A 12,559-nucleotide genomic window follows, 5' to 3' on the forward strand; every position below is an offset into this window, starting at 1 on the left:
CCTCCGGATTTTATTGAATCTCAATTGAGCGAACTTGATGCTGATCCAAAAAATTATAAATTTCATTTAGATCTGTTTTAAAGGTTAATTTGACAATTTGCATCGCGCCAAAGTGAAAGGTGGCCACCGTTTGCTGCTTTTTATCATGGGTTAAAACGACGCTTGAAACTAAAGCGTAGGGTTTAACAACCCGCAAACTACTGATAACGCCCCAATTACTCAACCCTTTAGGCCAAAGCGCAATCGTCAAAAAAGCAACAATAATAAATAAACTGCTAATTTTGGCCGCTAAATCAATGCTCAAGTACAACATCCCAAAAATCGTCAGCGCTGCTAATATCAACCCTGCAATTACTCGAAAACGTCCGCTTTTTGCCCGTACCTTTAAAGTAAAAGATACCCACGCTAAAGCAATGATCAATAAAACTGTTAACAATAGATAAATATAACTTAACAAGTTCACCTAAACCACCCTATCAATTAACTTCAATAACCTTAACAGTTTACCGTATTTCATTAAGGTTTTACAGTCCTGAAGTAAATATACCATTAAGTTACTCAATATATAATTAATGGTTATTTCTGATATTATATATATATTTATCTAAAATAACCAAATAATAAGCCTGTAATTACTAAAACGTTATCGTATGTAAAAACACAAAGAGATTAAATCAAAAATTAATTCGATCTAACCTCTTTGTGCGTTGAAACGTGTTTAAGAATTCTAGTATCACACGTTTTTATTTATTATTTAATATGCCCTAGTTCAACCGTATCTCGAGCAATCATCAATTCTTCATTAGTTGGTACTAATAAAACTTTGATCTTAGAATCGTCGCCACTGATGATCCGTTCTTCACCCATGACGTCATTGCGTTCTTTATCAATAGTTGCACCTAAAAAGCCTAATTTATCCACAATCCGTTGACGCATTAGCTTGTCGCCTTCACCCATACCAGCAGTGAATACCAATGTATCTAAGCCGCCCATGATAGCAACATAAGAACCAATATATTTCACCATACGATTTACAAAAATATCAATGGCTAATTTAGATTCTGGCCGTGTGTCAATTGTATTTTCAAGGTCCCGCATATCTGGTGAAAGTCCAGAAATACCTAATAAACCTGATTTTTTGTTTAGAATATCAATCATTTCTTCAGGATCATCAATGCTTAATTTTTGCATCAAATAAGCAACTAATGAGGCATCAATATCCCCAGAGCGTGTACTCATTGTCACCCCAGCTAATGGTGTAAAGCCCATAGATGTATCTAAAGACTTACCATCTTTAACGGCTGTAACTGAAACACCGCTGCCCATGTGCAAAGTAATCATCTTTTGACTTGCCAAAGGTACATCTAAAATTTCTGCTGCACGTTGCGAAACGTAACGATGACTTGTACCGTGGGCCCCATATTTACGTGCACCATATTCTTTATAATATTCTAACGGAATACTATATAAGAAGTTTTCTTCAGGCATTGTTGTATGGAAAGAGGTATCAAAGACGGCTACTTCAGGTACACCAGGCAATACTTTCATAAATGCCTCGATCCCCCGAGCTTCTGCTGGATTATGCAATGGTGCATATTCTGCTAATTCTTTAATTTTTTCTAAGTTCTGTGCATCAACTAAGGCTGATGCCTTGAAGAATTCACCACCGGCAACAACCCGATGACCAACACCGTTGATCTCAGAGAAATCTTTGATAATCCCTAAATCAATTAAAGTTGCCATTACCTTGTTAACAGCAATTTCTTGAGTTGGAATATCGCCAATCTCTTTTGTTTTTTTACCATTAAACTTAACAGAAAAAACAGAATCAGATAGACCTAAGCGATCAACTAATCCTTCGGCTACGACCGTTTCTTCAGGCATAATAATTAATTTCCATTTTAAAGTGGAACTACCTGCGTTGATCGCTAAAATTTTTGACATACTAAATCACCTTTACTTTTTAAAATAGTTTTGTTGCCATTGTTGCAGTTCTTTAGTGAAGCGTGTTAAAGCTTGACGGTCGTTAAAGTCTGGCAAATCTCCTAAAAGAATTTGCGAAACTTGTTCAGCTTGACCGCCCTGCTTTTGTAAAACAAGAATCGATTTTTGTGCTGAGGCATCTGTAAACATTTTGGTAGGTAAATTCAATAAACCTTGGAAATAGGCTGCTTTCGTCAGCCATTCTGTTAGCGTTTTCGATTCCTCAGATTGAAAAATCGCTGTTGGTACCACAAACAGTCCTAAACCGGCTGGCTTTAAAGAACGAATCCCTTGCTCAATTAGTAAGTGATGTGTATACGAATGTCCTTGCTGTGCCCGGGTTTGATAATCTTTTGCCTGTTGATCCACAGGATAATAACCCACTGGCAGATCAGAAACAATCAGATCAACGTCTTTCACCAACAACGGCATGACAGCATCTTGATGGTAGAGTTCTAAATCTAACTGTAACCATTGACTGAAGACGGCTGCTAAATCTAACAGTAGACTGTCATTATCAATACCAAAGCCCTTTAATTCAATCTTCAAATTTCGTTGAAGCTGTGCCATTACGGTCAAAATTAAATTGCCGGAACCTACAGCAATATCCAAAACCTTACTGGATGTTTCGTAATCCCCTAACTGCTGTGCCAAATAAGCAACCATATAACCAATTGCATCCGGCGTCAAACGCTTGTTAGGTTCTACTCGGTCTTGCTGCATCCCCTTAAATCCAATTAACTGTAATGCCTGTCGCTTAGACGTTCGATCATAACTTGTCAGTTCAATCTTTTCATAGATTGCTTGCAACTTCTCGATCGTAGCGGCAGTTGGCCGATCATTTTCCACTTTAATATGTTTATGATCGATAATATTTCCTAAATTTTCAGCTAAAGCATCCAAATAAGATGTATTTAAATCAGATTTTAGAATACTTGTGCTTTCATCCAAAAGATCGAATAGTTCCTTAACTGGACGATCAGACAAACCTATCACCTCATTTACAGATTGCTACGATCTTAATTGTAACGATACCTAATATTTTTAGCAACTACAATCCAATAAAAGATTAGGAATATTTTTTACAAAATAACAAAAAATCCTTAAGAAAAATAAAATCTTAAGAATTTTCTGTGCTCAGCAATCATGCCTATTTTAATAATTAGGTGTGCTCAATCGCTATTTGTTTTAAGGGACTGCGCCAAATTTTCTTGTTTCGGCTCACTTTCCGCCGGTTCTGGCAACATGCAGCGAAATTTTTCTTTATAACCTGTCTGCTTTAATGTGACATCACATTGTAATTGTTGCTCCGTTGCTATGAAATGAACCGTTCCTAAATTAGTTTCAATTTCCACTTGCGGCTGGTGCGCATAGCTTTTGCGAGCGACATGATAAACTAAAGCCGCTTGTTGATGCCGCTGAAATTGATGCATCAATCTCATCTTTTGTTGATAATGTGCCAAATAGCCGTACCCTAAGCCCAGTAATGTGCTTAATCCAAAAATTGTAAATACAATAATATAAGCTGGCTGTTTATGTGTCATATTCTTTTTCCTTATCATAAGGACAATAAAAGCGATGAGTATGCGCTTGCCCATCTAAAACAATTGTGACGTCAATATAAGGTTTCTTTCGTTTAAATTGAACATCATCAATATTTTCGATTAACGGCGCATAGCCTTGTCCCAAACTGTTTTGCAACAACAATTGCTTGTGGCCTTTGTTGACACCTTGTAAAACTAAAGCCCGTGTACTACTTGTATTGTCTGAATTCAAATGATATAAAACCAATCGCTTTTTCTGTCGATCACTGGCAATCGTTTTAAATCGGCTTACTTGAATAAAATGATCCAGCTGCAAAAAAACTTGATCAATATTTTGAGTTGCTGCAGAAACCCGATTTGCCCGCTGAACATCTTGTATCAAGCTACCTGCTGCATTAAACACGACAACAATAGTCCCAAAAATAAATAAACTAATCACTGCTTCTATGATCGTAAAACCGTTTTGCTTAATTTTGAACATGACAATTAATCTCATAACCATCCGGCCAAATAATCTGAATGGCATCCTCTTCTTTAACAATTTTCTTTGGTTTAGTTGGCTTAATTTCAGTTACATCTAAGATAATTTGCTCCGCGGCTTTATAGTAATACAACCGCTGTGCCTGTCGGTGCAATTGCTGCTGACCAAAACTCAAAATGCCGGCTAACGAAATTACCCCTAAACTTAAAATATATAGGCTAATTGTATTCTCCACGAGTAAATAAGCCTTAGTTTGTTTTAACATGCAGCCTGCCCCATCCCATCTGTATTGCATAACTATAAGTTTTTTTAGTAATTTTCGATTTAAATTTGATAAGCCCAGGTTTAATCATGCCAGAATCTCCCAATTCGAAAACTAATTTACTGCCGGCAGCAATTTCTAATGTTTCAGGAACTATCAATGAAACTGGTTGTTTTATATTGAAAGTTTCAAATTTAATTTGACGGCCAGTGACCTTAATTCTACCCGGCTGATTGGTAAACATACTTTGAGTCAATGTATTTTGATAAGTGACTTCAAATTGTTTAAGAAACTGCTTTTCGTCCTGAATCGCTTGAACCGGCGGCCAAATCAGCCAAGTTAGCGTTATTAAAGTCCCAATTAGAAATAGCACAAAGGTCGTTTCAATTAAAGTAAACGCTGATCGGGTCAACTTTTTGTATTTGTTTCCGTTTTATTGAGCACGACGTTACCTTTATTATCAATCTTATATTTTTTAGCTTTTTCAACTTGAGTTGGTGTTAAATAGTTGTCTTTAGCCATCTTGTCCCAACTAATGCCATCGGTGGCGTTAATATCTTCCCGGTATAGATCAACTTGCGTCTGTAATGTTCGTTCAAAAGCTACATCTGCTTTTTGACTGGCATTATCCCGCTGATTGCTCAATGTTGGTAAAAAGACAATGATCAATAGACCAATAATAAAGATCACCGTTACCATTTCCATTAGTGTAAAAGCTTGTTGTTTTTGTAGTTTCATTTTTTTCATCATTTTTAAATTCGTCCCATCATATTATAAATTGGTAATAAGAGTTGTAGATACATCAGTACAATTAAAACGGCAATCACAATAAACATGATTGGCTGTACTTTCAAAAGTAATTTGTGAATATCTACTAGCAACGCTTCAAATAATAGCTGACTGTAAATAGTCATTTCTTTAGCTAAAATCTGCATTGAAGCCCCTCGATAGATAAACGTTAATAGTTCATTGGGTAAAAGTTCAGAGCGCTTTACAATTTTTTCTAGAGACTGCCCGGTTTGCAGCTCTTTTTCAAATGACTGTCCCAACTGTCGCATGAAACTCTGCTTTGGCAATTGCTGTACAGACTGTAGAATTTCTGATAAATTCAGTCCATTTGCTAAATATATTGCTAAATCAGAGCACAGTATATAACTGCAGTAATGTCTAAAAATAATACCGACAAACGGTAATCTGATTAATAACGTCATTTGCACCAAGGCATTACTCCGCCTAAAGCATAAATAAAACAAAGCCGCAATCAAACTAATTAAAATAAGAAGTAGACTTAAACTTAATGACAGCCAGATGGGTAATTGAAAATAATCACTGCCAAAACTTTTGAATTGTGGCTGGATTTTTAGTTTAATCACTATAAAAAATCCGAGTAATAGAATAACTAATAGAATTGGATAATTCATCAAATTTCGCAATTTTGTTAATTGCTGATTTTTTATGCGCAACCACTGACTGATTTGTTTTAAACTTGTCACTAATTCACCATGTTTTTGAGCAATGATAATTTGATCAATTAGCGATTGACTGATTTGGCTGTATTGCAATGCTTGTGCGAAGGTTTGCCCTTGATCCAGGCGTTGCTGCAGCGCACAAATCCAATTTTTTTCTTTTGGCAGAAAGTCGGCCATGAACTTCAAGGCCTGTTTGATTGCAAACCCATTTTCTAACATCTGCGCTAAAATTGAAAAAAATAGAATCTGACTATTTAAATTTAATTTGATTTTAGCCGTCCTTGAATTTTTCATATGTTTGTTGTTCTATCCTTTGATAATCCCGCAATTTTTTAAGCTGTTCCTGCCATTGTACAAACCCTTGCCCCGGCTGCTGTATTGCGTTGTTTAAGCCTTCTCCTGTCAAAACATCACATAAAACATGTGGCTGCTGTTGTCGATCCGTCAGCAAACGTTGATAACAAACAGTTGTCAGCGTATTTTGTAGCACATTCGTTGACAATCCTAAATCTAATAGCCGTTCCACAACGCCGCCCGTTGAACGGGCATGAACCGTCGTTAAGACTAAGTGACCACTCAGCGCCGCAGTTACTGCCGTCTGTGCTGTTTTTGCATCTCTAATTTCTCCAATAATTAGTGTGTCCGGCCGATGCCGCAATGTGCCCTTTACTAACGTCATATAGTCCATACCCGCTGCTTCATTTACTTGTAATTGCAAAATCTCTGGTGTTTCAATTTCTACTGGATCCTCCACAGCAATAACCGTTTCATTTTTAGCCAATGCTTTGGCCAATAAATACATTGTGGTTGTTTTACCAGACCCTGTTGCTCCTGAAAATACAAATAACCCCCGTTTTTGAGTCAGTGCCTGTAATTGCTGCACCTGTGTTTCAAAGAAAAAATTCAATTGTGACACTTTGTCATAAAGTAACCGAATCACTAATGATTCTCTATTTTTAAAATCGCCAATAGAAGATAACCGCAACTGTAACGTTTTACCGTCAACCTCCAAACTTAACGTGCCGCTTTGTGGTCGTCGATTTTCACTAATATTCATCTGAGCTTTATATTTTAGAAAACTAATTAAACTGATGGTTTCGTGAAAACTCCGCTGCTCTATAAATTGATGGGTATCTTGAATCCGCAATGTTAAATCGTAACAGTCTGCTTGTGGTACTAAATAAATATCTGATGCTTGCTGCTGATAAGCATATTGAATAATTTGTTCAACAACTTTTTTAATTTCGATTGCTCTCACCTCCTAATAACAATAAATACGCAAAAACTTCTAAATTTTTCCAAAAAAAATAAACTAAAGCAAAAAAATTGCTTTAGTTTATTTTTGAGCGCCTTAAAGGCTTATTCTTCTGGTAATTCTGCACCAGTGTAAACATCAGAAACATCATCGCTGTCTTCAAGACGGTCAATTAATTTTTCATATTGTTCAACTTTATTTTCAGGTACTGGCACATAATTTTGTGGAATCATTGTTAATTCAACATTTGCAAACTTATAGCCTTTAGCTTCTAAACTGTCCCGTACCGCTGTAAAATCGCTTGGGTCTGTATAGATTTCATAAGCTTCATCGCTTGTTTGCAGGTCTTCCCCACCGGCATCCATTACATCTTCTAACATTTGATCTTCATCGGCGTCTGTCGTTGTCCGGTCGATCGCAATATAACCTTTGCGATCAAACATATAGCTAACAGAACCAGCTGAACCCAAGCTGCCGCCATTACGTGTGAACGCTATGCGAACGTCAGAAGCTGTTCTATTCTTATTATCTGTCAATGCATAAACAAGAATAGGTACACCACCTGGTGCATAGCCTTCATAGACAACTTCATCATAGTGTTCTTCGTTATTACCGGAAGCTTTATCAATAGCCCGCTTCACATTGTCTTTTGGCATGTTTGCAGCACGGGCTTTATCCATCATCAAACGTAGTTGTGGGTTACCGCTTGGGTCAGGACCACCACTCTTTGCCGCCATATATAATTCACGCGAGAGCTTTTGGAAAATTTTCCCACGTTTTGCATCCTGCGCGTTTTTACGGCCTTGGATATTATGCCACTTGGAATGTCCTGACATTACGTTTCCCTCTTTCTTAAAGTCATAGTTATACGCATACTAGTATAGCAAAACCTAGGCGCTGATTCAATTACACTAGTCTCATTTTTTAAATTTTCTGAATAATTTTAAAGTGGTTGCTAAACCTTGGTACACGATCGCAAAGTCAACCACTCCTAATTAAAATCAGAAGATGCCTGCTTAAATTTTCATTGAATTTATTTTTTGTAAAAGTGTTTTTTTATGATTGCCAAAGTAAGCTTAGCTCTGTAAAATAAAAATTACAGAATACGAATTATTTTGAGAGGATCGTTCCATGCGCAACCAAAAAAAATCTCTTCTATTAATTGTCACAGCAATTTTTGTTATCTTCGGTGTTATTTTTGCGGTCCATGCACAAAAAACGACTGCCGAACAAGCCACTAAAACAAGCCGCAGTCAGTCTATCTCTAAAAAGCAGCAAGCTACTAAAACACAAAAGGCTAAAAAAAATGCTGAGTTCTGGCAAAAACCATCTGAGGATAAGGCTTACCCAGATGTGGCTGCTCATCCTAATTTAAGCATCGATGTTTCGATAAAAAAACAGCGTGTTTATTTAAAAGATGGCAAAAAAGTATTGTACACGATGCTGGCATCCACCGGCAGCAAAGCCTCTGGTACCCCTACCGGCCATTTTGAAATTCAACCCGAGCATGGTCTAAAGTTTTTTAATCCAAACTCTAAAGAAGGTGCTAATTATTGGACTTCTTTTAAAGACCATGGCGTTTACTTATTTCATACCGTTCCCACTGATGAAGCTGGCAACTATGTGGTTCACGAAGCCAAGCAATTAGGCGCATCCGCCAATTCTCACGGATGTATTCGGTTAAGTGTGGCTGATGCTAAATGGTTTTATGAGAATATTAAAGTTGGCACACCCGTTTATATTCACTGATGCGGCTGCCAATAAATCAATTGATACGTATAGTCGACTTGATCCACTAAAGTCGGCTTTTTTTGATACCACTGCTGAACAAATGGGCCTAATTTTTGTTGCTGTTGATAATCCAGACGGTCCTCTAAATCTGCCCATAATAAATCTTGTGCAATAGCTTCAGTTGCTGTGAACTGCCATGTTTGTGTTTTATAATTTTGCCGTAGCTGTGATAAACAACTTTGCCACTGTTTTAAAGCGTCGTCATTGTAATTATCTGTTGCTTTAGGCAATGGACTGATTTGATTAATTTGTTGATCTAAACTGCTTTCACGTTTAGTAAAGTGGCCTAAAACCACCCAATTATCAGCTAACTGATTCAACGCTAAAAAATCTTCAGTTGTTATTAAAGCTTCAAACATACTGGCAAAAACTACCGAAACTTGCCGTTGCTGTTGCCGTAGTCTAGACCAGGGCTGTTTTTCAAATTGAATATTCTTAAGCTGTTGTTGCTGGGCTAATTGTCGCCCAAAATTTAACATTTCCTGGGAAATATCTACTTCGATCAAAGTCGTCACCAACGGCGCAAAATCAGTTATAAACCGGCCAGCACCGGCACCTAGATCTAATAGTGTTCCAGTGGGCAATAATCGGTTTTGTACCATAAAATTTGTAATAGTTGTTGCCAAGGGCAATTGACTTTCTGCTTGAATGGCCGCATAGTCTGCTGCAAATTCATCCCAAAATTCAGCTGTTTGTAAATCTTCTTGAGTTTGTGCTTCATTATTTTTCATCGTATTTTATGATCCAGGCTAAAAAAACAGCCAGCTCCCTTTATAAATTACCAAACGAAAATAACCACCGTCTTTGGATATTGTAAATCTAAAAGCGGTGATTATTTAATTTAACAAGATTTTATAATTTTAAGCAATCTTTTTATTCTACCGTAACACTTTTAGCCAAGTTTCTTGGTTGATCTACATTATAGCCCCGTTGTAAAGTTGCATAATATGCTAACAATTGGGCTGGTACAATACTTACAATCGGTATCACAACCGTGGATAGTTTTGGCAACACAATTTGATCGCCGTCTTGGGCTAACGCTTCACTGGCAATTCTTAACGTTTTGGCACCTCTGGCTTCAACTTCTTGAATATTGCCTCGGGTATGAGAAGCCGTAGCAGGATCGGTGATGATAGCAGCCACTGGTGTACCATCTTCGATTAGAGAAATTGTCCCATGTTTTAACTCTCCTGCAGCAAAGCCTTCCGCTTGAATATAAGAAACTTCTTTTAATTTCAAAGCTGCTTCTAGACTGGTGCAGTAATCTACACCACGGCCAATATAAAAGGCATTGCGTGTCTTTGCAAAATAAGTTTTTGCCAAGTCTGCCATTTTATCTTTGCTGTCCACAATTGTTTGAATGGCATTAGCAGCAAGACCCAATTCATGCTTCACGTCAAAATTATTTTCTAACCCTTCAGCTGCAGCTAAGGCTTGTGCCAAAATAACTTCTACTGTAATTTGAGCGGTATATGCTTTAGTAGAAGCAACTGCGATTTCTGGACCAGCATGCAATAACAACGTAAAGTCCGCTTCTCGAGAAAGCGTTGAGCCAGGGGCATTGGTAATCGTTAAACTAGGGTAACCCAAAGCATTAGTCTTAACTAAAACTTGACGACTATCTGCAGTTTCACCACTTTGAGACAAGTAAATGAAAAATGGTTTTTCAGATAACAAGGGCATGTTATAACCAAATTCAGAAGCTAATTCTACTTCAACTGGTTTTTTAGCCAATTTTTCAAAGATTGGTTTGCCGACTAATCCCGCATGATAGCTTGTTCCAGCGGCGACGATATATAACCGATCTGCTGCTTTCAGGCCTTCGATTAATTTTGAATCAAAGTTAAATTCACCATCGTCGTTAATATAAGCTTGGGTTAAACGCCGTAAAACAGCAGGTTGTTCATCAATTTCTTTAAGCATGTAATATTGATACGTACCTTTAGAAATATCAGAATCGTCAATCGTTGCTTGATAAGGCTGCCGTTCAATCGTTTCACCGTCTGCGTTCATTAACTGCACATGATCTTTAGTCACAATTACCATTTCACCATCATGCAATTCAATGAACTGTTTTGTCTGACTGACCATCGCCATGGCATCTGAACAAACGACGTTAAAGCCATCGCCAACCCCAACTAATAAGGGGCTTTTGTTCTTGGCAACAAATAGTTTATCGGGTTCATTGCGGTCTACCATTAAGAAAGCAAAAGAGCCTTCAATCATTTTTAAAGCTTTCTGAAAAGCTTTTTCAGTCGTTAAACCGTCTACTTCAACTAACTTTGCAATCAGTTGTACGGCAACTTCAGTATCTGTGGCACTTACAAAATGAACATCTTTTAAATATGTTGTCTTAAGTTCTTGGTAGTTGGTAATGACACCGTTGTGCACTAAATAAAAACGGCCGCTTTGAGAAACATGGGGATGCGCATTAGTATCACTAGGTTCACCATGCGTTGCCCAACGTGTATGTCCAATACCTACTAACCCCTGAACTTCAGGGCCAACAGCTTTTTCTAAATCTGAAATTTTACCTTTTTCTTTGACCAAGTAATCTTGGCCATCTTGATTATTGACATAGATACCAGCGGAATCGTAACCCCGATACTCTAGCTTTTCTAAGCCCTTTAACAAAACTTGTGTTGTATCTTTTTTTCCAATTACGCCAACAATTCCACACATAATTTAAACATTCCTTTTCGTCTTCATAGATTTAAATTTTAAAATTTATCTCCAGTCGCTGATCAACTTTCTGTTCAGACTTTACAGCCTGTTTTTGTATTGATCTGTAGAGTGCGAACCCTTGAGCCACCCGCCGAATCTTTCGATAAGCTCATCCCTCGTCATCCAAGTTTACTTGGACCAGGCGCTGTCCATTATTTTATTGGTATACACCTCTTTATCAATTATTCTCTGGAAACAAATAATATCTTATCCGTAATGTATATAGTTGTCAAGCATCTATGTAAAATAATTGGTTACACCAAAACTAAAAATTGGTATACGTACTATTAATGGCTTTTTCACACCAAGCCTTGCGTGTTAAGCTATTTTTTGAGAGGATGGCTAGTCAACCACAATTTGCTTAGATACTGCTATTGCGCTTGATCAAGTGTTTCTGTTCAGTGGACGGAAAGATACGAACCTTAACACCATAATGATATGGCAATTGAGCCATCGTTTTGCGCATGCGAATTCACCCTTTGGTTGTGGTATAATTGGTATACCATATGAGTATCTATACATATGGTATAAATATAATTATGACTGGGACTAAGGAGAGAACTTATGAGTAATGAAAAGCAACACTTAGATGACACTATTTATGAACGCAATTACGTCTACAACTTTCATTATCGCCTCATTTGGACCACTAAACGTCGTAATGCCGCATTTACAACGTCACAATTAGTCTCAGACATGGAAGTGATTTTACAACGCATTGCTAAATTAAATGAGGTGACTATCGAGCGTATGGAGGTGATGCCAGACCAGGTTCATCTGCGAATTAGTTTTAAACCGAAGTATGCGCCTACAAATATTGTCAAAGCCCTTAAGGGTGGTTCCGCACGTCTGTTTTTTGAGAAGCATCCAGAAATCAAACAACAAGAACCTTGGAGTGGTCATTTGTGGTCACCTAGTTACTATATGAGCACTTTGGGAAACCCGAATAAGGCTGTCGTAGAACAATACATTGAGAAACAAAAGAAAAACGTCTCACGGCGTTAATACAAGGGCATTCCTCTCCTGATTAAAATCAGAAGAGGAATGCCA

The 12,559-nt window shown here is 37.5% G+C and carries 15 protein-coding genes; 2 read left to right on the top strand and 13 right to left on the bottom strand.

The annotated features are described in order from the left end of the window. Positions 1-10: 10 nt before the first annotated feature. The 11 genes from EKM93_RS00265 to EKM93_RS00315 all read right to left on the bottom strand — a co-directional run bounded on the left by EKM93_RS00265 (position 11) and on the right by EKM93_RS00315 (position 7,830). Positions 11-463, bottom strand: a complete 453-nt coding sequence (locus EKM93_RS00265; RefSeq protein ID WP_125711870.1) for a hypothetical protein — start codon at positions 461-463, stop codon at positions 11-13. A 287-nt stretch (positions 464-750) separates the two neighbouring features. After that, complete coding sequence (locus EKM93_RS00270) at positions 751-1,944, bottom strand: acetate/propionate family kinase (protein WP_125711872.1); 1,194 nt, start codon at positions 1,942-1,944, stop codon at positions 751-753. A 12-nt stretch (positions 1,945-1,956) separates the two neighbouring features. Next, positions 1,957-2,970: a class I SAM-dependent methyltransferase gene (locus EKM93_RS00275; RefSeq protein ID WP_125711873.1), complete on the bottom strand. Its 1,014-nt coding sequence runs from the start codon at positions 2,968-2,970 to the stop codon at positions 1,957-1,959. Between the two features lie 185 nt (positions 2,971-3,155). Next, positions 3,156-3,527 (bottom strand): hypothetical protein, encoded by a 372-nt coding sequence (locus tag EKM93_RS00280; protein WP_125711875.1) that lies wholly within the window; start codon positions 3,525-3,527, stop codon positions 3,156-3,158. Beyond that, on the bottom strand, positions 3,517-4,008 hold the full coding sequence (locus EKM93_RS00285; protein WP_164506937.1) for a type II secretion system protein: 492 nt from the start codon (positions 4,006-4,008) through the stop codon (positions 3,517-3,519). Before EKM93_RS00285 ends, EKM93_RS00280 begins: the two co-directional genes overlap by 11 nt. Continuing rightward, positions 3,995-4,273 carry a hypothetical protein gene (locus EKM93_RS00290; RefSeq protein ID WP_125711879.1) on the bottom strand — a complete coding sequence of 93 codons (279 nt, stop codon included), beginning with the start codon at positions 4,271-4,273 and terminating at the stop codon, positions 3,995-3,997. The genes EKM93_RS00285 and EKM93_RS00290 overlap by 14 nt, the downstream gene beginning before the upstream one ends. Next, entirely contained in the window at positions 4,257-4,682 is a 426-nt protein-coding gene (locus EKM93_RS00295; RefSeq protein ID WP_125711881.1) for a type II secretion system protein, read from the bottom strand. Before EKM93_RS00295 ends, EKM93_RS00290 begins: the two co-directional genes overlap by 17 nt. Further along, entirely contained in the window at positions 4,679-5,020 is a 342-nt protein-coding gene (locus tag EKM93_RS00300; protein ID WP_125711883.1) for a competence type IV pilus major pilin ComGC, read from the bottom strand. The genes EKM93_RS00295 and EKM93_RS00300 overlap by 4 nt, the downstream gene beginning before the upstream one ends. 2 nt (positions 5,021-5,022) lie before the next feature. Further along, positions 5,023-6,033, bottom strand: coding sequence for a competence type IV pilus assembly protein ComGB (gene comGB, locus EKM93_RS00305; protein ID WP_125711885.1), 1,011 nt, complete (start codon positions 6,031-6,033; stop codon positions 5,023-5,025). Beyond that, a complete protein-coding gene (comGA, locus tag EKM93_RS00310) occupies positions 6,011-6,997 on the bottom strand; it encodes a competence type IV pilus ATPase ComGA (RefSeq protein WP_125711886.1) in 987 nt (328 codons plus the stop codon). The genes comGB and comGA overlap by 23 nt, the downstream gene beginning before the upstream one ends. A 101-nt stretch (positions 6,998-7,098) precedes the next feature. Then, entirely contained in the window at positions 7,099-7,830 is a 732-nt protein-coding gene (locus tag EKM93_RS00315) for a YebC/PmpR family DNA-binding transcriptional regulator (RefSeq protein WP_125711888.1), read from the bottom strand. Positions 7,831-8,125: 295 nt separating this feature from the next. Here EKM93_RS00315 and EKM93_RS00320 point away from each other — a divergent pair, with 295 nt between their 5' ends. After that, positions 8,126-8,743 carry a L,D-transpeptidase gene (locus EKM93_RS00320; RefSeq protein ID WP_125711890.1) on the top strand — a complete coding sequence of 206 codons (618 nt, stop codon included), beginning with the start codon at positions 8,126-8,128 and terminating at the stop codon, positions 8,741-8,743. On the opposite strand, the gene EKM93_RS00325 is transcribed toward EKM93_RS00320, so the two are convergent. Next, positions 8,737-9,516, bottom strand: a complete 780-nt coding sequence (locus tag EKM93_RS00325; protein ID WP_125711892.1) for a methyltransferase domain-containing protein — start codon at positions 9,514-9,516, stop codon at positions 8,737-8,739. The two genes, EKM93_RS00320 and EKM93_RS00325, sit on opposite strands and share 7 nt — an antisense overlap. Before the next feature lie 142 nt (positions 9,517-9,658). Next, on the bottom strand, positions 9,659-11,467 hold the full coding sequence (gene glmS, locus EKM93_RS00330) for a glutamine--fructose-6-phosphate transaminase (isomerizing) (RefSeq protein WP_125711894.1): 1,809 nt from the start codon (positions 11,465-11,467) through the stop codon (positions 9,659-9,661). Positions 11,468-12,073: 606 nt separating this feature from the next. Here glmS and tnpA point away from each other — a divergent pair. Beyond that, on the top strand, positions 12,074-12,514 hold the full coding sequence (gene tnpA, locus EKM93_RS00335; protein WP_125711896.1) for an IS200/IS605 family transposase: 441 nt from the start codon (positions 12,074-12,076) through the stop codon (positions 12,512-12,514). Positions 12,515-12,559: the final 45 nt, after the last annotated feature.

Source organism: Agrilactobacillus yilanensis (genome assembly GCF_003946725.1).
Classification (GTDB): Bacteria; Bacillota; Bacilli; order Lactobacillales; family Lactobacillaceae; genus Agrilactobacillus; species Agrilactobacillus yilanensis.